The sequence below is a fragment of the Bacillus sp. FSL E2-8887 genome (genome assembly GCF_038007205.1).
GTDB classification, from domain to species: domain Bacteria; phylum Bacillota; class Bacilli; order Bacillales; family Bacillaceae_G; genus Bacillus_A; species Bacillus_A mycoides.
The window spans coordinates 201,477-224,542 of sequence record NZ_JBBOWS010000002.1; the positions used below are offsets into that span (position 1 = coordinate 201,477).

Genomic DNA, 23,066 nt, shown 5'->3' on the forward strand with positions numbered 1-23,066 from the left:
TGTTGTTAAGGAGGCGTAAAGGTGTATGACTACTCAATTTTGCCGAATCGAATTGTTTTATGTGTAGATCTTCGAAGCTTTTATGCTTCAGTTAGTTGCATCAAGATGGGATTAGACCCACTACATACCAAATTAGCTGTAGTAGGAGATGTGAACAGAAATGGCTCTATTGTTTTGGCTGCAACACCACCATTAAAGGCATTAGGTGTTAAGAAAATGGCAAGGTTGTACGAAATACCACGGCGTAAAGACATTCTTGTGGTAAACCCAATCATGGGAACTTATATAAAATGCTCAAATTACATAACGAAATTAGCTCTACAATACGTTCCTATTGAAGATTTTCACCAATACAGCATAGACGAATTTTTTATGGACATTACAGATAGCATCCATTTATTCGCCCCAGATCCATACGAATTCGCTATGAAATTCAAACGTGAAATATATGATCATACACGAGTTGAATGTACCATCGGAATTGCTCCTAACCCACTCATGAGTAAGGTTACTTTAGACATTGATGCTAAGAAGAACAAAGACGGGATTGCATTTTGGAAGTACGAGGATGTACCTGCAAAACTATGGAGCATACGACCACTTAATAAATTTTGGGGCATATCATATAAAACTGAAGAAAAGTTAAATCGAAAGGGAATACATTCTATTGGAGATTTAGCCAATTATCCCCTTAAATACTTAAAGCAGAGCTTCGGCAAGATTGGTGAAGAATTACACTTACATAGCCACGGAATTGACTTTAGTCGTATTTCAGAAAAATATGTTCCTGCCACAACTTCTATTGGTAAAAGCCAAATTCTAATGCGTGACTACACAATAGAAGAATTTCCGATCATCCTGCTGGAACATATTGAAGAAGTTTGTTATCGACTTAGAAGACAAAACAAACTTGCTCAAACTGTTCATTTTTCTGTCGGTTATAGCAAGAGTTATACAGGTGGTATTAGAAAAACACATACTTTAAACCGCCCAACAAATCTAACGATGGATATTTATCATATCTGTACATACTTCTTACATCAACAATATACTGGCGAACCCATTCGCAGCATAAACATATCCTTAACAAACCTACTTCAAGAAGGGGAAGAACAAATTTCTCTTTTTGATAATGTCCCGAAACGAGAACAAGAAGTGAAGTTAACAAAAGTAATGGATGAAATACGCACAAGGTTTGGGAAGAACAGTATTTTACGAGGGATTTCCTACACGCATAGCGCTACAGCTAGACACAGAAATACACTAATTGGAGGACACAAATCATGATTAACGCTAATATGCCAAAAGGAAGAAGAATGGTGAAATTCACTCCGTTTGCAGCAATGCCTGAACAGTTTGCTGGTATTCGTGAAATCATCAAGGAGAAAAACAAAGTAACTCGGCCGATCTTAACAGCTGAAGAAAAAGAGCTGATTGAGAACATATTGTTATGTTCCTTATTATCTGAAAAAGAAATACTAATTACATATTATGAAGATGGTTATATACTCTCTAGCTATATGACTGTTGTTGGTATTGACCAGCAAAATAGTGCTGTTATATGTACCGATGCTTTTTATAACAAGATGAAACTGCAATTTTCTAATATAATAGATGTGAAATAATTCATTTAAAAAAGCCAATTCTCTAAAGGAAATGGCTTTTTGGTTTTCTTCTATAATACCAATATTATTATCATTATTCTCATGAATTTTTAAGCTTTAACAATGTTCTTAGACCCTAAGATTTCTAAACATTTCTCTAAAATTTTCTCATTATCAATGATAACAATATGCAATTTTTTTCTCGCTCTTGTCATTATTTGATACAGCATTTTTATATTATCATAATAATAATTGACTTTACTTGTTAGTAGATTTTTATTATAAACAAAATTGGAATCAATCACTACGACTACATTATCAAATTCCTGCCCAACAACCTGATGTGCGCTTTCGTTATCTCCATTTTGAAACGCTTCATATGGATAATATTTATTACCGTAAGCAGGCGTATAATTTACAGCCTTCCATCCCCTATTTATCATTTCTTGAGTGTAGTCCATTACTCTAGTACGATCCTCAAAATACTGCATGCTAATATTAGAATAAACTTGATGTGCATTACTTTTCGATGTATCAAATAAGTTATTAGTAAAAGAAATTATCTCCTTATTAGTTCTAATTCTTTTTGTCAATGGATAATGTCTTGGAGAAACCTCATCTTCTAAAAATCCAGGAATATTGTTTTCAACTTCCCAACTAGCAAGACATTGATCAGGATCATATGAAAAAATACACTTTACATTAGTATCTTTAGTCCTTTGTAAAATGTCCTCTAATTGGTCTTTGCGTATACGTTGAGTTTCATCTATAACAATAAGATCATATTCATTGAAACTGTAACTCCCATAGCCTTTAATACCTGTTACTTCCCAATCGTCAAACATTAGTCTTCTATGACCGGCATTTAAAGTTCCACAATGAATAATAAGTACTCTTTTGGATTTATTTCTATATTCTTTTGCAATATCATAAGCTAGAAGGGTTTTACCTGTTCCAGCAGCCCCTTCAATTGCAATATAAGACGGTCCTGCCTCTGTACTTAAGTTTATAATCTCAGTTTTATAGTTATCTTGATGTTCAGTCAAAAAATACTGATTTTCTATAAAAGCTTCTGTAGAATTAAATGGAGACACTAAATAATTACAAGGATCAAATTCCTTCTGTATGTCTTCAATTTCAATTAGCTTTTGTTTATTTATTTGTTTAAATAAAAATTCAATATCACTTTCTTCAAATTCTTCCTTTTCATTTAAGTAATAAAGCTTTTCTTCCGAAGCAACGTAAGTGAACTGTAAAACTTTCTTTCCTAAAAAACCGAGATAATATTTATTACTTAAAAGTTGTTTTTTCATTCTATCCCCAGTACTTTTTCTTTTCAATTCTATATTTATAATAGTTTCTTCTCCAAATCTTAAAAGATCAAACTCTTTATTAATTTGGTTAATTTTATATCCTACATAAAATCCATCTACTATTTTTAAAATATCGACAAATGATAGAAGCTCTTCGACTAAAGAACTTAAATCTTCGATTTCATCTTGTTTAACTTTAATATCAAAATGTTCTTTATATAATTCAAATACGGAAGGTGCTAGTTTTTCACTTGCATCAACTAAAGACACTAAATTTATAGGTTTCACATCAATCTTTCCCCTCAAATTAAAATAAATATCTAAACACTAGTTTGTTCTATTAATAAAATACCATATTTAAATGAATCTGGTAAAAATAACAAGATGAAAATATCTAGCTTGTTCAGAAAAGGACAATTTTTAAAACATGTTTAATGTTCATTTAGTGAAAACGAGTTTTACAAAAGTATGAAAATAGCAAACTAATAAAAACAAGTTGTAATATTGCCTTCAACTCAAAAAGAACAGGCAGCTTCTTTGCCCCCAGTTGTAGGAACGCTGGTACTCATCCAACTAAAAAAGAGCAAACTGTATAAAAAATACGGTTTGCTCTTTTTTACGTTAGATCATTTCTTGTATTATCATTATCAATAATGAAGACGTTGGATAAATAATAAAGTAAATACAAGTGTCCTTGTGACCTAGTTATACATATATCTTGGCTGAACCCTAATTACTCATTTTCTCTAAAATCACTAACAAAAGTATACATTCAAAAACTTGTAAATAAACAAGTTAAGGATACATACTACTAGTTCACATAAATCTCGTTATCGACAATCAAAAACATTCGAATTCTATTATGTTGCCTTCAGGATTTAGCTCATGACTTCTAACTTTCTTAAATAGAGGTAATACCAGTACACCCACATATAAGGGATGATATAGGAAAAAAATGTCCAAATAATATTCCAGCCGTTACCATATACGATTTCTCCACTTAAAACTAATGTCATTTCAAGAAGAGTAGTAAATAGGGATATGAAAAAGACCATCAAGTAAGGTCTTTTGGTTTTCTTTATAAAAAATATCAAGTAACTTGCCAAAATCGGATAAAGTCCTATATTAAAGGGTAAAGCAGACAAAGTTTTTTGATCAAGGAAAGGAGCAATTCTCCAAAAACCACAATAAAAGCCGAATTCATTTACAACAAAAGCAACGACACAACAAAATGATCCAATCAGAGGTATAATTCTTCTCTCTTTTTTGTAAAGGTGAAAAATCCCAACAGTCCAAGGTAACACAAATGCAATTAGAATATTAAATAGCATTTTTACTCTACCTTCCTTTCCTTATAACCATCTTCACCTTACTCCTTATAATTTAAACTAAAAAAATTTTCCAAACCAACGCAACATGATAATTACAATCAACTGAGTTATGATTAAATTATAAGGCTGCTTAACTCTTATTTTGTTCTCAAAAATATAGCCCATATACACATCTAGTTTACATAAAACCACTTATCGGTAGTCCATGTATTTAAAAATCTCAAAAAGTCCCTTCACATCTTCTGAAGAGACTTTTTATTCATAAAACTATAAGAAAAGTTACTTAAAAGATTATTTCCAAATGGAATATTTAAAAATGAATCGCCTCAAAAAGAACATGTAGTAATTTCTACATGTTCTTTTTTTTCTTATTAACCGACCAAGGTTATATTGTAAATGTTCATAGCATTGTATGCTGAAATTTCAATTGTAAGTTCTAATGTAAACTTTTTATCATTAGTTTACATTCAAAATATGAAAAATAAAGAGATTAGAACATCTAAAAAAACTAGATCTATGCTAGCTTTTTTACATAGTTTTCTTTAGAAGAAATCACTATATCTAAAAACCTATAAAAATCCCCTCAAAAGATTTAAAGGGACTTTTATAACATTTTCCTTAACTTGATAGTTATAGCCTACAACCTATGCAATTCTATTTTTCGCTTTTATCTAAGTCGCGTAATAACAAGATGTGCTGAAACAGACTCTGTTCCTCCAGCCAGAGGAGTAATGGTTAGTGCTGTGGATTCGCTAGCAGGATTTCGTACAGTAAGTATTGAATTGATGACTGATGTTTGCACAAGAGCCATTCCTACTATCTGAGAAGTACCCGTTGCTCGACCAACTACCGTATAAGCTAATTCAACAGCTCCTGCTCCCGAATTAAGAGTTAAAACTAGTTGACCCGCTTCGGTCACACTCACCTGAAACAAGACCTGATAACTACCGATTGCAGACAAATTAAATGTATCAGCACCAGTACGTGCAATCCCCGCCCCACTAAAAGGTCCGTCTCTTGGAAAATCTACGTCTCCACCGACTGCAACTGTTGCAGCATTATCAGGGGGCATCAACGCATAAAAATCCGCAAAATCTAATACTCCTCCTGTCGGACCTGTTGCTCCCGTTGGACCTATGTCTCCTGTCGGACCTGTTGCTCCTGTTAGACCTGTTACTCCTGTCGGACCTGTTGCTCCCGTTGGACCTATGTCTCCTGTCGGGCCTGTTGCTCCCGTTGGACCTATGTCTCCTGTCGGACCTGTTGCTCCTGTTAGACCTGTTACTCCTGTCGGGCCTAACTGAGCCAAGGGCAAAATAATCTTTTGTATTAATTGTATTTGTGCCTGTCTTGTAGTGTTATCAATAACAAATAAATTAATAAGGGATAATAAATTATTTACTAATGTTTGTAATTCAGTTGTTAAAACAATAAAATTTAGTTGAGATATATTTAAAATAGTAATTAAGTTCTTAGTAATAGATATAAGATCTGCTTGTTGTTGTTGATTTAAAAATCCCGCTTGTGCAAATGCTAATAATTGATTTAGAATAACAACTAATTTCCCTATATTTTGCGGTGTGGGTACTGTAAGTACTGCTGGTATTGATACAATGAGCTCATTAAGAATATTGGTCCAATTAGTCAATGCTGTTAATGTCAAAGGAATTATATCTTGTCTTTGAATTGGAGGACAATTACAAAAGTTAGGTTGGCAACCCCTCCTGCAATTTACCATATTTATCACGTCCTTAAATTTATACATACATATACAATATATTTAATGAATCAATAATTTCTTTTGAACCTATCAAACATCTATAAATTACAAAAAAGGCTCACTCCTTATCTATTTTTATATAGGAGTGAACCTTTTTTATTATTAAGTATTTAATGTAACACTTTCTATATCTTCACAACTTATGAAGATATAACTAGAAGATGCCGGTGTTATTATACCTTCCTCCTCTAATATAACTATACAAAGTGTTGAAATGAATTGTTGTAATATAGCAGGTCCAATAATTTGACCGGATCTAGTTGTAATTGTAACCACAGTTCCCAATGACCACTAAGTAAATCATATTCCAATTGGATTTTCACGCCTGCCTTATTACTACTCCCACCCCTAAAGGGGATGGGCTTTCCCGTTCGGAAAATCTGTAAAGAAAGGTATTACTTTTGAATTGTACAAATAGGGAGAGTAACTTCAACTGTTGTTCCTTTATTTACTTCACTCTCAATAAATACCTTTCCTTGATGTGTTTCGATAATTTTATAACAGACCATTAATCCTAAGCCAATCCCCTCTTCCTTAATACTGTAAAAAGGTTCTCCTAGATATGGTATACGTTCTTTTGGAATCCCACACCCTTGATCTATAAAGCGAATGCTTATCTGATCATTATCAAGTTTATCAATTTGAATCAAAATTCCTCCTCCCGTTGGCATGGATTCAATTGCATTTTTTAAAATATTAACAAATACTTGTTTTAATTGATTTCCCTCACATGGAATCAATGGAATACCAGGTGTAAAATCGATTCTAATTTGTATATTATTCATCATTGCTTGAGGTTGCAGTAGCATTAAAACTTGATCCATTAGCACACTAATATCATTAGGTTGTATCTTTACCACCTGTGGTTTAGCTACCATCATAAATTCATTTGTAATACTTTCTATACGCTCAATCTCTGATGATACTATATTTATATACCCCTGATTATTCTCATTTTCTGTTGATTTTAGTAATTGCATAAACCCTTTCATTGCGGTTAATGGATTATTAATTTCATGAGCCATTGCAGTCGCTAATTGTCCTACAACAGCAAGTTTTTCAGATTTCCGTAGTAACTCTTCTGTTTTTAACCGTTCAGTGATATCACGAGAGATACTTAAGAAAACTTTTTTGCCATTCAAGTTAAAAATACGGACACTAAATTCGGTTGTTATTGTTTTTCCGGTTGGAAAAATATGTTCATCTTGCAAAGTGAAAGAAGTCTGTCCCTCTCTAATTTTTTCTAACAACTGTATGATAATTGGAGAATCTTGTGGTACATTATTGGGAAATGGCATCGAGAGAAGCTCTTCTCTACTATATCCAAATCTGTTACATCCAACAGGATTTACCTCAATAAATCGACTTGGAAATTGATCCTCATTCAACTCTACAACATATACTGCATCAGTTGCTTGTTCAATTAGTGCACGATATTTCATTTCACTATCTCTTAATTGTTGATGTAATCGTTGCCGTTCTCTTTCTGCTTGTTTTCTTTCGGAAATGTCCCTACATATTGCAGATAAAGCTATCACATTTCCCCTTACATCTAGAATAGGTGAAACTGTCAGACTGACATCAAGAAGGCTTCCATCGTTACGTTGTCTAACTGTTTCTAATCTCGTAACTACAGATTCTCCAGTTAGAATTTTCTGTATATTTCCGAGTGATTCATCCATTAAGAAATCAGGCACACAAGGTAATCTTTTACCTATGATTTCGTGTGATGACCAACCAAATATCTTTTCATAAGCTTTATTAGCTTGTAAAATATGTCCCTCCCGATCAGATATGGTAATCGCATCTACATTATGTTTTATAAATGATTCCAGTAATTCTTTAGTTGCCCTTAATTCTGATTCTACCTTTTTCCTTTCGGTTATATCGACTGTAGAACCAACAACTTCAATAACTTGTCCATTTCGTTTAATCGGTCTAAGCGCAATAAGAATAATAGTTTTATCATTCGGCCAGGGTAATTCAAATATAATTTCTTTCCCTTCCCACGCCTGAAGATAATACTTCATTAATTGTGGAACTAAATGGGGAGGAATAATAGAAGCATCAATAGTACGTAAGCTTTTTCCTACCACCCGTTCAGAATAAATTCCGTTTTGATAATAAAACTGTCCATCACACAAAGTGTGTATAAAATGTTTATCCGTTTTTTTGAATTTAAAGATACCCCCTTGAAGCTCATGTACGGTATCTTTGAGTTCTTGCTTCGATTTTTTTAATTTTTGATTCGTTTTAGATAAGTCCTGTGTTAAGTAATATAATCTTTGGTAAGCTTCCATAAGAAAAACACCGATTAAAAGTCCTAAAGCTATAAATACTAATCCTGGAGTGTAAAGCACTGTAGTAATAAAGAATACACCTACTAACCACTTCATACCCACAAAAACAGAAAAGTATAGAGGTGCACTTTTAAATGGATGAAGGCTTTTGAAATAAGTTTTAAAAATAGTAAATAGAATACCCATACCGAAATAAGCCATCACAGGTGGTTCCCAATACCCACCAATGTAAAAGATGCGCATTATAATAATACTAATTAATGTAATCCAACCAGCAATGCGACCAAAGTAAATAAAAGAAAGGATAAGAGGAACAGCCCGGAGATCGTAGGAAAATCCCATGTACGGAAACGAAAAGAACATCAAAGTAACTGCGATGATCCCTCCATAGAATTTTTCAAAATATCGCCTGGAATGAATCGTAAACACTTGAATAAATATTGCTGCGCTAACAAGTAAAGAAAAAATAGAAAGATTGATGAAATAGTCTTTAATAATCATGTAATGTCCCTCCTTGCATTAAGTATATTCGACAAAAAAGCAGAAAATCCTACAAATAGTATAAACGGTTCAGGTACAAAAACTTCAAAATACATGTAAGTAATCTTTAAATCTTGGACATACTGATACTATTACTCTAAAAAGCTGTACAATCGGTATAAATATTGAAGAATTAGTACTTCATACAAAGAAATTCCCCCTAAAGGATATTAACATGAGATTAACATATTGCAAAATCGAATTGAAATACAGACAAGAAATGAGATTAACATATCAACAAACATTAACATGTTGACATTAGGAAGAATTAAAATGTTAACCTCATGTCAACTCCCCTTACTATTACTAACAATACATCGATAAATCATAGGTTTACTAGAATGAGAATTGAAATACAAAAATCCAAAGCATTTAAAAACCCTCAATATATAAAGAATGATTCCTTATCAATATATAAAGAAACATTCTTTATATATTGATAAAAGAATTTCGAGCGGAAGATTAATAGAACATATAGACTGTAAAGTAAAATTACATCCAGTGTATCTGATTGTATTTAATAAAGTAATATCAGAATTACTTTGTAACATGCAACTTAGAGATTCCCGATTTACCATTAGATGCATAATTGAAGATTTAGTACTTCATATAAAGAAATTCTTCTCATGGAGTATCGATATGACATTAACATTTCGCGAAGTAGGATCTAAATACATACCGAGAATGGGATTGACACATCAACAGACATTAACATGTTAATCCTCAGAGAATAAAAAATATCAATATTATGTTAACTATCATTGGTTTTAATAAAGACAAGACATTAACAACAGATCTATAAAACTACAACTTTATTAGGATGAGAATTAAAATGCGAAAATCCACACTAGTTAAGAACCACGCTTTATAAATCGCTAGAAATTCCGCGCTGAAAATTATTAAAAAATGCAGACTATCAAGCAAATTACTGTCCATTATAGTGAATTCATATCAATAGAATACTATCTTAATTTGAGAAAAATCACTTTGTAATATAAGCTTTAGAAGTTTTAAATCCACTCTTGGGTATGTAATTGAAGGAACAATGTTTTAATTAAAGAAATTATCTCTACGAGTATTGACATAAGATTGACATTCTACAGAAACAGGTCCGCATACGTACTAGAAATGTGATTGACATATCAAGAAACATTAACATGTTAATACTTAGAACAACACAATTGTTAATCTTATATCAACCATACTTAATTCTATCAATGACAAGACATTAACAAAACGTTGATTGATGTAGATCCTTATTAGTAGCGCTATTAATATACCAGGTTCACAACGATTGAATATTATTTACAATTAATAAAGGCCGCATAGATCCTATTAGTAACAGCTTTTTCTTTGTGATTTACACTTACAAAATAATCATTGAAGCTAATCAACAAAGCGAATAGTACTTTATAGTGTTTCAAACGACTAACAACCAATAAATTAACTATCCTATACAGTCATATAATTAGAATTTAACGTTCATATAGAGACCTATAATAGTTATTATCGAAAATTGCTTTACTAGTCTTGGGATCAGTTAAAAAGAGACACTGCCTCTATTAGTCAAACAGATATCCGTTCTATACTCTCAAGTGTTATGAATAAAACAGGCTCATACTACAATTATTAATAATATGGACTCTTTTTATCATATTTATACCTATTATTTTTGAAAGTTCAATGCTATATCCTCATAATTTATTTACAAATCGGTTATATTTACTTATCATTAATATTAAGTGAGTAAAAATGTCAATCTCATAGCAACAATTTATAAGGATATAGGGGGCAAAGTTACCTAATTAATCCTATATAATATTGATGCATTTTAAGTCCCAGTTAACAAAACATTAACATTTAGCAGGAATAAACCGCACTTTGTTAATGTGCTGTTAACACTTTGAATGTAACATGTTAATGTTATCTTTCATGTTAATACTAGATAAGGAAGGGATTCCTATTAATATCGTCGAAAAACACTTAACATATCAATCTCATATTTCATGTTAATGTCATTTATCAGCACAATTACATACTGTTAAGGAGGTAAGATTATGATTAAGCAGGAAAATCAATCAGAACAAACCATGGTAGATGATGAGAACTCATTACACGAAGACGCTTTTGAAAAAGCCTGGCGAATAACAGAGTTTTCTAAGTTAGTAGGTAGACACCATAATACTGTTTATAATTGGTTCAATACGTTAGAAGAGAAGGGATTGCACGGGACACTTAGAACCAATAATACAAATGAAAAGCTATATAATTCATTGGATTTAAATATAGCTCTTTTCATAAAACAGAAAAGGGATGAAAAGTGGTCTTTAGATGCCATAATCGAACTTTTGCCGCATCAATTCGAACTAAGGCCAGTATCTCCTGAAAACCACTCTAATGAAGTATTATCTCAAATTGATTTTCAAGACGCAGCTGAGACAATTGAAAAATTGGTGGAACAAAAAGTTCAAGCACATTTACAAAACATCGAAATACAATTCCAAGAGAAATTTGAAAATGTATTAAAAGCATTGCCTCAACCTGAAGATCCAATTGCTATGAAAGAACGTCAAAGACAAGAGAGACTTGATAACATAATAATTGAACATAGAGCTCGTAAAGAGTTAAGAAGACAAGCTGAAAAACTCTGGAATGAAAAGCCTGAGGAAGAGCGTGTGAAAAAAGTTGGTTGGTTTAAAAAAGAGGAAGATCTAGCAAAAAAACACCTTTTTATAGAGAATTATTTAAACGAAAATATGATAGAGTATATGCAATCTATTATGACATCAGAATAAAAAAGAGGCCCGGGATATTCCCAGACCTCTTTTTTTTATTTTGATGTACCAAACATTTTGTCTGGATCCATAAATGCAGCTAATTCTTCATCATTCTCAGCATCTGCTGATGGTTCCTCATTACTAGTTCCCATATCGATGTAATCACCAAAATTAATACTGAAATCATCGTCTTGATCTTGCATTTCAATTGTACTAATTTGAGATTTTTTAAACTGAATTTGATTTTGCTTCTCTTTAAATTCATTGAATTCTTCAACTAAACCTTTAGACAAACGGGACGGTAATGCATCAGTTTTATAGAACGTATACACACTGCCCATAAAATCATTTTTACTAATTAAATACCCATTAAATACCGTACCGTTGATTGGTAATGTATTCGTAACTTCTACTTTTGCATCATCCATAAATGAATCATCAATATTCTTTTGTTCGTCTAGAATTGCAAGCATTCCAAAATGATGCACCTTAGAAGCCTCCAACTCACCATCATCGTTCTTTTTCATTAATTCTATAGGAGGGTGGAAAGAGCTTCCTTTCAACGATTCTGAGAACATATCTACTATTTCTTTACTATTTTCAATTTGATTCATATTGCGAGAAATTTTATTAATAACTAGACAGCCAGTTTTCTCTAATAAAATACGTTTAAAGTCCTGAGAATCTAAAATAACAGATGTTCCTGCGCCATTAGAAGCTGTATTTAATTCATGGATGATTTCACCAATGCGCTGATTAGCATAGTCTCGTGAATTAGCAATACCTTTTTTCTCATTTTCGTTTAATCCCTTAAATTCATCATAGAAATGTTGGTTATCCGCGAAAACAACGAATGCAACACCTTTTGCTGGTTCATTTGCTAACTTCCAAATCTCTTGAGAGAATTTATTTACTTGTCTTAGTACATCAGGCCCATCGGCTCTTACAGGGAGTGTCACAACAATACCCATTTTAATAAAATCTTTACGCTCAATTGCATTATTGAATGCAATTCTTGCATACTTTTGTTGATTTGCTATTAATTCCTCTCTAGAAATTTTCATTGCCATACTTTTAAGTTCTTCAGCGATTATAGGTTTATTATGAAAAGCCGAGAATTCTTCAATTGCTTTAATGATTGTAGAAGTACCTGTTCCACCGCCTAATCCAGCAAAAAATAGTACCAATTCATCTGTTGGTCTTACACGCTCTGTGATGAATTCTTTTAACTTTTCTTTCGCTTCATCATTTGATTCTAGTACTTTTACAGCACGTTCTGGATTCTTCCCTAGTCCGCCTAATTTTAGTGATACTTGGTTACTTTTAGGCACATTTTTTAATTCGGCTAAATCACCATCGTTACTATTTAAAGCAAGACAGTTGTACACAGATGTTCCATCCGTATGCTTATATTCAGCAAATTTATCTACCATTCTAGTTCCAGCTTGACCAAAACCAACCATTGTCATTTTTACTGCTACTTCGTTTTTCAGAAAGTTCTTCGCCATTATTTTATCTCTCCTTTTTCTTATTTATTGGTGTGTTTACGTCTTCCTAGTTCAATTAACACCTGCTGTCCTCTAATTGTTGAGATTAAAAATTTATAAGGATGCATAATCTTTTCAGTTATTAATGACATTGAAGATAATGTACTAACACTTACTTCAGCTGATCTTCTTGATATATTGGTTCGTTCAACCTCTAATGAATACGATTTTCCCTTTAATTTCTTAACTCTCCTATCAATTACAACATTACCTACTATTTCATTTATTGAGATACCCCTCATATATTTCGTCTCTTGGTATTGTTTATTTACCTCAGATCCTATGTAATGAAATACATTATAAAGTATTTCGTCTTCTTCAAGAATATCTGCAAACATGTTCACAACTTCGTCAGGAAATTTAATTACTTTATACTTTTCGCTCAATACCTCGTTCAAGTTGCCTCCCCCTTAAAACGTTGGTTAATTATTCCTACGAATATATTACATTATTATAAAGCGTATATCAAGTCATTATATATAGCACTTATATATAAAGCGTATAAGTCTTAAGTTGGGCCGAAATGTTGATATATAAACATAAATATATACGACGTATATGTACGATGTAAGCTATACATGTCAATTATAGGTTTCATGTAATTAACAATACCGTCTATAAAACTATGAATTTATTATTTAATTTGACATTCTTTTGAATAATCCTTTATAAAAAATATCAAATCACAAACATATCAAGTTAAAAAACTTCACAAATCATCTATACACTTTATATATAAGTTGCATTTATAAGTCCTATTTATAAGCTGTATATATAAACCATTAAAAACAAAGGTTTTGTGGCTCCTATATCAATTTCATATCAACATATTTAATACATTTTATTTCTGCACAGCTTATATACAAGGTCTATATATAAGCTGTGCATGTAAAGGGTGTATATAATATAAAAAAGTATTGCTCTTTTCATATCAAATGGTTTGATATGAACTTACTAGTTTAATAAAGAGATCTTCCTATTCATTTTTATTTATCAACATTTTTCTACCATTTATATCTATTGATAAAGAAGATCTGTCAATGTCATGTTATAAGTTCTCTTCTCTGTTATTAACTCACATACTTGCAGATTCAGTATCTCTAGTGTTAGGTTCTACACATTCACTTGTTAATCTCATATGTACACCATCTTTATAATTAACATGTAGAGTCATAATATTAATAAATTCAACTAAATTTATTATATTTTTATTTAAGTATAGATTTACTAATTGAATTATACATATTACTGTAATACAGCTATCAACTTAACAAAGCAATAGATACATCAAATGACGATTAGTTCTGTTCAAGAAATTGGACCTGTTGTTTATTCTGGCAAGAAAGAGGAAGGGGGGATTGCTGACAAAATGGAAAGTAGCTCAGGATACATCAGAAAGTGAAGAAATGTTGTCGCTTTTAAATAAAGTCACGGTGTTTATAAAAAAGACGCGACGTTTATAAACAAGTTGCGATGTTTTGCCCCTTTGGATCTGTTTATCTAAAGGGGTGTTTTTATAGTGAAAAGAATGTCTGAATTGAAAGGAGGATTAAAGAACTGTTGAGTAGTAATAAAGTTACTCCACTAAAGGGCCAGATTGTTGAATAACACCCCGTTCCTGCTAGAAACTAAATGGTATACTAATCATAAAATACTTTAAAAAGGGAGGATATACAATGGTTGCAAAGACTGAAGAGGATTTTAATGGATTAAAAGTAATTGGTGAAATTTGTGGTGCGATTCGAGATGAATTAGTCCATAGTACGAAACCTGGAATTACCACAAAAGAACTCGATGAAATTGCGAGAGAGATGTTTGAAAAAGCAGGAGCTCAATCTGCCCCAAAAAGTGAATACGATTTTCCTGGATATACGTGCATTAGCATAAATGAAGAAGTAGCGCACGGGATTCCAGGGAGACGGACCATTCAAGAAGGGGACATTGTAAATATTGATGTTTCAGGTTCAAAAAACGGATATTTCGCAGATACCGGAATTTCCTTTGTAGTAGGGGAAGGAGAGACAATTTTACAGAAAATATGTGACGTTGCTAAAGAAGCATTCGATGCTGGACTTAAGAAGGCAAAGCCAGGTTCAAAAAAAAGCGCGCTCGGAAAAGCTGCACACAATGTAGCAAAACAGCATGGCTTAACAGTCATAAAAAATCTTACTGGACACGGTGTTGGGCGTTCGATTCATGAAGAACCAAAACACATTTTCAATTACTTCTCTCACTGTGATGACGAAATTTTAAAGGATGGTATGGTAATTGCCTTTGAGCCTATGATCTCTACATTTGAAGAGGAAGTTTTCCAATCCGAAGATGGATGGACCTGCCTAACCGATGAAAGCTTTGTGGCTCAATACGAACATACGATTATCCTTACCAAGGAAGGACCGATTATTACTACATTGTAAGAGCACTAATACCACAATAGGGCGCGATTATGGAGCAATACAGGCAGAAAATGATCAAACTTTTTTATAAAACCGAAACAAAAATCTGCTGGAGAAGAATCCATTTTGATCAATCTTTTTTCAAAATGGATTCTTTTTATTTATCTTAAAACTTGGGATTGCGAGGTATTTTTGATTAAACTTTATTTCAAACCAACAAATGTTAAATGGACTAATTTTGTACATTGGAACCGGTAAACCTAGCAATCGTTATTAAGATTCATAAAAAAAGAGGAAACCATTTCCAAAGTGGTTTTCTCCTTTTTTGCTTACATAGACTCGATTATCAGTTGTCTTTCATACCATTTGGTTAACTTATCATTAACACTGTTTGAGATGCGTTTCATTTTCTTATTACAGAATCTCGATAGTGTAGCAGGGGATAAGCCTAACTCATCTGCTATTTCGCGCATCGTTCTATTTTGATGCATATGTTGGTGCATAATTTTCTCTCTAATTAGCTCCTCAGTACTTACTACACTATGAGCTACCGTATTTGTAATCAAATTATTTTCTTGCTTATGCGGAGTATCAGTTACTTTTTTCTTCACTAAACTCCCAATATTATCCATTAATTCTTTTGGTGGTAAAATGATGATTCCTAATTTTGAGTAATAATTTTTAAACCAGTTCCGTTCTCCAATTCTTGATTCATCAATTTCCTCAGCGTACTCCCAATGTGAAATAACTTTTTCTTTTTCTAAATCTATTAATACATTTTCTAATTGCTCACGAATACGGTGCGGGCGCCCCTTAGCTATATTAATCCCCATAACAGACAGTAATCCTTTTTCTCCACCAATTGAATATGGTCTTTTTAAATTACTGTACTGTTGTCGAATTCTCCACTGCCAAGATAAATAGCGAATTAGTCGCTTATGGAATTTGTGTCGATAACTATTATACTCCAATGCTTTTTTAGATAATAACGCTGTTGTGCTACTAGATCCGTATAAATACATTGACAAAAAGCTACCCGGCTTTATTCTACAAGATTCAATACCTACGTAATCATTGGTATTTTTATCTCTCCAAAGAACTACAGAATCTAAAACGAAAAGTCTTTTAATTATTTCACGCTTCATTTCAAATTGCTCACCAGTTTCTGCGCGATCATTTAAAACTACGACCTCATTATCATCATTTAAATAAATAAAGATACTTGCCAAGGCAGCTATACGCTGTGCAATTTTTATTTTATCTTCTGCGCGATAATACTCAATACCGTTTGCTGATGCTTTTGGTATATTACACATATCTAGTACATTTTCATAGCTGAAATCAATAAAATCATCTTGAGATTTCGCTTGATTCAACCACTGTATTGTAATTGTATCTAAACAGTCTGCGGTAAGATCATCCATATTACTAATAACACCATCGACTAGTATTGACCATCTTTCTGCTTCATTAGTATTTACTAGCCTTAAATCTTCATCCTTGTGTGACGATAGCTGAGCAACTCCGCTTGTATTTTTAGTTTCTAATGGTAAAACAGATACTGCTCCTACTTCATCTTCTTCAAAGTGATTCTTGGCTATACCATCTCGTAGTTGATAATATACCGCATCATTACTTACCGGATAGTAATCCTCTTGTAGATCAATTGAATGCTCTTTTAACTTTTCATCGGTTGTATTAGATATTATAGACGTTTCAACTTCTTCAGACGTACCTCCAAATTCTTGCTCTATTATTTTATCGAGTACATTTCGAATCTCAATTTTATATTTATCTAGATTTGCGTATATATGCAATAATGAAATCCCTTGTTCTTGTTTCTGGCCTAACCAAGAGACAAGAGCTGAAAATGAAGGGGATATATTAGCTGAAGTTACTACTTTGTCATGATTTCCCTGTACTTCCTCATAATATCTATTCCACTTTTCCCATAGCTGTGTGTTCTTTTCATACATTGGTGCAGCAAGTAAAAGGGCATCGCTAAACAACACTAATACTTTCTCCATATTCAAAAACCTCCTTACTAAGTTCCCACCAATTAGAATTATAAATTATAGAACTTGAGACGTTATAGCTATATGGTGGCAACATAGCATATAAGTTGAAACGTTATCAGAATAATCTATATCGAGAAATGATTTATCGAACAGTATTTGTCCTATCAAGTAAACATTCTTGTACTTGTATTATATAAGACTGTACTTATTTGTAAAATTACTACTTTACACTACAATCTCCATGCGGGAAACCCATTCGGTATTAAATAGTGTAAATCATACTTTTAAAGTGAAACGTAATTGTCCCTTTTCTTACAAATGAAATAAAACATTATAGCGTTATGATAACAATTACTTTCTTACCAAGAAACATCGATGATTTGCTGGTTTCATCTAAAAAATTATTCGCATCATTCTATACAATGATACAAATACCCTTACTTTTATGAAACGTCATAGCTACATTATGGCAATTACTCCTTAGAACTTGAAACGTTTTAGCTTTATAGTGGCAAGTTTATTCGAAACAAAAAATACCGATAAACTGTTGATTTCCACTTCACAAGCATTAACGTTATTTCATACTTCGACACAGATACCTCTACTTTTATGAAACATTTTAGCTGCATTGTGGCAGTTACTATTGAAAACTTGAAACGCTTTAGCTTTATGATGGCAAGTATATTCTGAACAAGAAATACCAATGAATTTTTTAATTTTATTTAACAAGAATTAACGCTATTCCATATATCAGCACGAATACCTCTACTTTTATGAAACACCATAGCTACATTGTGGCAATTACTACTTAGAACTTGAAACGTTTTAGCTTTATGGTGGCAAGTTTATTCTGAACAAAAAATACTGATGAATTGTTGGGTTTCATTTAACAAGAATTAACGTTATTTCATACTTCAATACAAATACCTCTACTTTTATGAAACATCATAGCTACATTGTGGCAGTTACTATTGAAAACATGAAACGTTATAGCTATATGGTGGCAACAACTCTTTAAATATGAAACATAAACACACTAAAATCGTTTCATATAAAAAAATTTTTTTTTATTTAAATTAGTGATAAACATTGATATACAGCCATCCTTTAAAAAAACTAAAAAATCCTAATGAAATGCTATAGCTATATGATGGCAACAACTTTTTTTTAAAAAAACCTATGAATCCATATGTAACAAGGGTTTAGGTACATTTCAAGCGCAATGAAATATTGATTTCAAACATGAAACGGCATAGCTTTATGATGGCAACAATCTAAAAAAAACATGAAACGTATATAGCTATATGATGGCAATAGTCCCTTGACGTAAATTAACATGAAAACGCTATACGACAACATTTATGAATGAATTCTACACATTATTTAGTCATTTCAAAACATGAAACGTTATAGCTATATGGTGGCAACAACTTTTAACCCAAAGCACTAAAAAACCTATTATATCAAGGTTTAGGTGCTGTTTCATTCATTTCAGATACGTTTCATATTCAAAATACCTTATAGCTATATGGTGGCCAAAAGATTTTTTTTGTGAAACGTTGAATCCCTTGTGCCTCTAAGGCTGAGGCTGCGTTTCACATTTTTGATTTTCCTCTTAAAGAGACACATTTCACCAAGATTCGATTTGATATAATCAAAATTGAATTTTTATATCCTATTTAGGTAAAAACTGAAACTCATAATAAGAGGAGGTGAAAAAGATGGCTAAACCTTTCGTTATAAAGAACAAACGTAGTTTAAATGGTGAAACAACAACTCCAGTATTAGTAACAATTAAAGCATGGCAAAAATTAGTGGAAGCTTTAGAAGGCAAATACTATAGCTTTAAAGATACATATCTAGAAGATATCGTAAATTCAATGTCTTACGAGGAACGAATTGCAGATGAAGAGGGGTTTGTTGAAAAAGCCAAACCATCTTTTTCACTTCAAATGAAAAATCTCTTCACTAAAGCAAATGGTAGAAAGCATAAGCTATATGGTATTACTAATGCAGATCTAGAAGTATTTCTATTTCTACATAAAAAATGTAATACCTATGGTGAACTTTCTCATGTTTCCATTCACATGCTTTGGGAGGACTACAAAAACTATAAAGAAGCATTTTCACATATTCATCATTCACAATTCTATGTTGCGTTGAAAAAGCTTAGCTTACACAACATCATTGAAATTGAGAATGAGTACAGTGGTAAATATAAAATTACATTAACTGATTTTATGAACAAGGAAACGAATAAAGCGAATCCTTACACGTTTATCAGCCCAATTGTATTTACAAAAGAGTTCTTCGATTTATCCATTGCTGCTAAAAAGCTATTTATTGATATCGCAATGCAGCAAAAACGAGAAACTACTTTGAAACGTTCACTATACAAATTTGATGAACAGGGACAACAGACTCATTTGGGCGGTATGTATCGCTTCTTACATAAGAAATACCCACATCAGATACGTTCTGTAATGGCTGAATTAACAACTAAATCAACTGCTACTGGATCTTCTTTGTTTAAAATTTGCAAATTAGAAAAAGGGAAAAAGAATAAAAAGCAGTATACAACACTGTATTTATCTGTACACCCTGATTTCCTGTGTAATAAGGAAGTAGGGGAAGAATATCGCGATCCATTTACACCAAGACTTACATATAAACGTAAAGCTAAGTTCATTGAAGAATCGTTAGTTGAAATGAATATTGCAGAATTTACAAAAGATATAAACCAATTTGTAAATGTCTTAAAACATTCTTGTCATCGTCAAATTCGCCAAGTGATTCGTGGATTACGCGAAATGATTGATAGACAAGAGGGTTTCCCTAAAAATCTTGTTTATACACTAAGCAAATTATTAAAGCAGTCTTCTCAATATCGCGTATTAGATACAGCTGCTAAAACAGGTATTTATTCTCTGATTACACATAATGTGCCGAGAGAGAAACAAGAAGATGCGGTATTTAAATTTGGTACTCACTTCGCTATATATTCATTACAAAATGTTAAGAAGTTATTCTGTAAAGCGCATGACCTTCTTCATGCTACATATGCGGTTCCTGTGACTGAAGAAGCATACCATCGTAATTATATGCAGTATCAAGAAGAAACACTATTTAGGAAGTATGCTTTTGAGCAAGGAGTAAATGTTAACGCATATATTGCATTAGAAATTAAAATTCGTGAATTATTAAAATCTCATGGCCATAAAGAAAATCATATTCCAAGTGATATTCGCGAACTGTTCATTGAAAAAATAGATAGATTGCCTAAGGAAAAAATCCGCGTAATTGAAGTTCCTAAAGACTTTAATTTAATCGATTTTCTTCATTCCTTAGAAGCTTATTACCGTAAAAATAGTGAAACACCATGCACGGTAGATCAGCTGCTTCCTGCAATGTAAAATTACATGCTCTCCTTTTTTGAAAAATCAAAGAAGGAGGGCTATTCGTGCTGAAATTAGAAATTATATTCGTACTATCCAAACATAAGAGAGAGAGATTCTTAAATTCGAGTTAGAATACCTCTCTTTTTTTATACACTTCTATACAAAATTCCTAAAATATAATCAGTAATTCACAATTTCGCTTTACTTTTTTCTGAACATTCGTTCTCTTACTGACATTTAATCTACTAAAAATCGTAAATATATATATTAATTCAGTGGATATCTTAATAATATTGTCCAAATGTGTACAATAAAATAGCTCAAAGATTTATATATAAACGTTTTATATATAAATCTACTTAAAATCAGAATGTTTTTTGTTAATAATGTTGATTTACTGAATTATGTCTATAACTTACTTCTAAATGTTAATAAAATGTGGGTTATTTTATAGCGTATGTGGAAATCATGTTATTAATTTAAGCTAGACTACCATTAATCTTATATACACTTTTACGCATCAAAATGATGCTGATTATATGTAGGTTAAGTAATTCAACTTTATGATATTTTGTATATTTAGAGCGACGTAAAACGCAATAAATACATTTCCAATAAGTGTTTTTTTCGATTTTTTATGGTTCTATAACTTTGCAGACACTGTTATTACTGAGTTTGTAGGCCATTTTTCATAAGTATAATAGTTTTATCTTTATATTCTTTTTATATAAAAGATATATATTATATTAGGTTTTAACGTACTATCCGAAAAATGCGCATCTCTTGATTATCTAAAAGGTAATAGTCTTTCACTAAGTAAAAATAAATTTTAATACTTGAAGTTACTGATAGTATTATTTTATAAAAGATATGTAATCAGTATGAAAAGGAAAATTAGTTCAAATAGAAGCATTATCAGTATGAACTAAAGGGAAGAGATGTATTAATTGCTCAGACAACAATTATACGCTGAGTTTATCCATATAGGCCTTAATTAGAAGAGACAATACAATATCATCTTAAAGGAACAAACAACTCATGAGGAGTCGATAAAACCTATATTAGAGTAAAAAGAAAACTTATTTTGTCGAACAAGTCTGTCTAAGATCAAAAACACTTTATTCATAAAGTGTTTGGTTTAGTTTCATAAGCTAAAAATGTAGAAAAAATTTCTACTCTATGTTTTTATAATTTAATTTTGTATCAGAACCATAATTAAATTATAAAAATTATGGAAACCATCCAATTGAAGTTTACAAGATTCCCTTTGTATATTGAAAATATGCCAAGCTTTCTAAAGAAATGACAAAAAATATAGAATACTATATTTAATAAATCTTGTTTTAGAAATTAAAATAAATAAAAACATTAGAATTAATTTTTGATCTTTCATACTTACTGCAGCAAGCTATTGAAGATTTAAGCTTAGTAAATTTCAAAGTTAATCCATTGGTAAATAAATGAATATTTAGTATCTATTAAATGTAATTTCTATAGTAGAGTTACCTGGAAACTGATAACAGTTCACAGAAAACGAGTACGGCTATTGAAGATTTTTGTGTTGAAAAATACTAAGATTTTAGAAAACTATAAGAGGACATGACAAATAACCTTGCTGTATATGATTATTTTGAGCAAGGCTATTTGTCATTGGATTTTTTTAAAAATTTAGCTGTTCTCTTCTAAAAAGTTAAAGAAAATAAACTTACGATTATTATTTGCACCCAAAAACGAGTTTGTTTTTTTGGTATGACGTTTTCTACGTTCTTGATTCTGTTTAGATTTTTGATTAAACATCTTTATGAAATGCGCAGGATTGCTGATTTCAGCTGTATTAAACTGAAACCATTGCACACATTCTTCAATATCCCATCTTGTGTAGCGATCGATATCAGGTGGCAGTCTTAAAGCAATTATGTACGCATCATTTTCGGAAAGGTATGTTAATTCTTGACTCAAAATGTAATAATATGCTTTTTTCTGATCATCACTTAAGTAATCGTTTAAGTCTTGCAATCTGTTTTTATCTTCTTTTGATTGAATATCCGTGGAAATGGCTCAT

13 protein-coding genes and 1 pseudogene are annotated in these 23,066 nt (G+C 31.7%); 5 read left to right on the forward strand and 9 right to left on the reverse strand.

Annotated elements, in window-relative coordinates:
* Nucleotides 1-21 precede the first annotated feature (21 nt).
* Both NSQ08_RS28340 and NSQ08_RS28345 read left to right on the forward strand, forming a co-directional pair.
* Nucleotides 22-1,287 carry a Y-family DNA polymerase gene (locus NSQ08_RS28340; protein ID WP_215588120.1) on the forward strand — a complete coding sequence of 422 codons (1,266 nt, stop codon included), beginning with the start codon at nucleotides 22-24 and terminating at the stop codon, nucleotides 1,285-1,287.
* On the forward strand, nucleotides 1,284-1,625 hold the full coding sequence (locus tag NSQ08_RS28345; protein ID WP_340780486.1) for a YolD-like family protein: 342 nt from the start codon (nucleotides 1,284-1,286) through the stop codon (nucleotides 1,623-1,625). The genes NSQ08_RS28340 and NSQ08_RS28345 overlap by 4 nt, the downstream gene beginning before the upstream one ends.
* An 89-nt stretch (nucleotides 1,626-1,714) precedes the next feature.
* Here the strand turns inward: NSQ08_RS28345 and NSQ08_RS28350 are convergent, their stop codons facing one another.
* The 5 genes from NSQ08_RS28350 to NSQ08_RS28370 all read right to left on the reverse strand — a co-directional run bounded on the left by NSQ08_RS28350 (nucleotide 1,715) and on the right by NSQ08_RS28370 (nucleotide 8,829).
* On the reverse strand, nucleotides 1,715-3,205 hold the full coding sequence (locus NSQ08_RS28350) for a DNA/RNA helicase domain-containing protein (RefSeq protein WP_215589212.1): 1,491 nt from the start codon (nucleotides 3,203-3,205) through the stop codon (nucleotides 1,715-1,717).
* A gap of 590 nt (nucleotides 3,206-3,795) precedes the next feature.
* Nucleotides 3,796-4,248 (reverse strand): CBO0543 family protein, encoded by a 453-nt coding sequence (locus NSQ08_RS28355; RefSeq protein WP_215589213.1) that lies wholly within the window; start codon nucleotides 4,246-4,248, stop codon nucleotides 3,796-3,798.
* Nucleotides 4,249-4,915: 667 nt separating this feature from the next.
* Nucleotides 4,916-5,911, reverse strand: a complete 996-nt coding sequence (locus tag NSQ08_RS28360) for a collagen-like protein (protein WP_215589214.1) — start codon at nucleotides 5,909-5,911, stop codon at nucleotides 4,916-4,918.
* 219 nt (nucleotides 5,912-6,130) lie between these two features.
* Nucleotides 6,131-6,313, reverse strand: a complete 183-nt coding sequence (locus NSQ08_RS28365) for a CGEA protein (RefSeq protein WP_321146153.1) — start codon at nucleotides 6,311-6,313, stop codon at nucleotides 6,131-6,133.
* A gap of 110 nt (nucleotides 6,314-6,423) precedes the next feature.
* Nucleotides 6,424-8,829, reverse strand: coding sequence for a PAS domain S-box protein (locus NSQ08_RS28370; RefSeq protein ID WP_215589215.1), 2,406 nt, complete (start codon nucleotides 8,827-8,829; stop codon nucleotides 6,424-6,426).
* A gap of 2,096 nt (nucleotides 8,830-10,925) precedes the next feature.
* On the opposite strand from NSQ08_RS28370, the gene NSQ08_RS28375 reads away from it, so the two are divergent.
* Nucleotides 10,926-11,663 carry a terminase gpP N-terminus-related DNA-binding protein gene (locus NSQ08_RS28375; protein WP_012259894.1) on the forward strand — a complete coding sequence of 246 codons (738 nt, stop codon included), beginning with the start codon at nucleotides 10,926-10,928 and terminating at the stop codon, nucleotides 11,661-11,663.
* A 35-nt stretch (nucleotides 11,664-11,698) separates the two neighbouring features.
* Here the strand turns inward: NSQ08_RS28375 and NSQ08_RS28380 are convergent, their stop codons facing one another.
* Together NSQ08_RS28380 and NSQ08_RS28385 are read right to left on the reverse strand one after the other, a co-directional pair.
* Nucleotides 11,699-13,153: a cell division protein FtsZ gene (locus tag NSQ08_RS28380; RefSeq protein ID WP_002144330.1), complete on the reverse strand. Its 1,455-nt coding sequence runs from the start codon at nucleotides 13,151-13,153 to the stop codon at nucleotides 11,699-11,701.
* 20 nt (nucleotides 13,154-13,173) lie between these two features.
* Nucleotides 13,174-13,590, reverse strand: a complete 417-nt coding sequence (locus NSQ08_RS28385) for a hypothetical protein (protein ID WP_215588125.1) — start codon at nucleotides 13,588-13,590, stop codon at nucleotides 13,174-13,176.
* Between the two features lie 1,278 nt (nucleotides 13,591-14,868).
* Between NSQ08_RS28385 and map the strand changes: the two genes are divergently transcribed.
* Nucleotides 14,869-15,609: a type I methionyl aminopeptidase gene (gene map / locus NSQ08_RS28390; protein ID WP_016093807.1), complete on the forward strand. Its 741-nt coding sequence runs from the start codon at nucleotides 14,869-14,871 to the stop codon at nucleotides 15,607-15,609.
* Nucleotides 15,610-15,917: 308 nt separating this feature from the next.
* Here map and NSQ08_RS28395 read toward each other — a convergent pair whose 3' ends face one another.
* Complete coding sequence (locus NSQ08_RS28395) at nucleotides 15,918-17,615, reverse strand: XRE family transcriptional regulator (RefSeq protein ID WP_340780489.1); 1,698 nt, start codon at nucleotides 17,613-17,615, stop codon at nucleotides 15,918-15,920.
* Between the two features lie 1,712 nt (nucleotides 17,616-19,327).
* Here NSQ08_RS28395 and NSQ08_RS28400 point away from each other — a divergent pair.
* Nucleotides 19,328-21,019, forward strand: a complete 1,692-nt coding sequence (locus NSQ08_RS28400; RefSeq protein WP_340780490.1) for a hypothetical protein — start codon at nucleotides 19,328-19,330, stop codon at nucleotides 21,017-21,019.
* 1,653 nt (nucleotides 21,020-22,672) lie between these two features.
* Here the strand turns inward: NSQ08_RS28400 and NSQ08_RS28405 are convergent.
* Nucleotides 22,673-23,056, reverse strand: a pseudogene (locus NSQ08_RS28405) (hypothetical protein); the annotation flags it as partial.
* Nucleotides 23,057-23,066: the final 10 nt, after the last annotated feature.

Coding starts and splice junctions, on each gene's coding strand:
- NSQ08_RS28345 (WP_340780486.1), top strand. CDS start 1,284: ATGATTAACGCTAATATGCCAAAAGGAAGAAGAATGGTGAAATTCACT.
- NSQ08_RS28355 (WP_215589213.1), bottom strand. CDS start 4,248: ATGCTATTTAATATTCTAATTGCATTTGTGTTACCTTGGACTGTTGGG.
- NSQ08_RS28370 (WP_215589215.1), bottom strand. CDS start 8,829: ATGATTATTAAAGACTATTTCATCAATCTTTCTATTTTTTCTTTACTT.
- NSQ08_RS28375 (WP_012259894.1), top strand. CDS start 10,926: ATGATTAAGCAGGAAAATCAATCAGAACAAACCATGGTAGATGATGAG.
- NSQ08_RS28380 (WP_002144330.1), bottom strand. CDS start 13,153: ATGGCGAAGAACTTTCTGAAAAACGAAGTAGCAGTAAAAATGACAATG.
- map (WP_016093807.1), top strand. CDS start 14,869: ATGGTTGCAAAGACTGAAGAGGATTTTAATGGATTAAAAGTAATTGGT.
- NSQ08_RS28395 (WP_340780489.1), bottom strand. CDS start 17,615: ATGGAGAAAGTATTAGTGTTGTTTAGCGATGCCCTTTTACTTGCTGCA.
- NSQ08_RS28400 (WP_340780490.1), top strand. CDS start 19,328: ATGGCTAAACCTTTCGTTATAAAGAACAAACGTAGTTTAAATGGTGAA.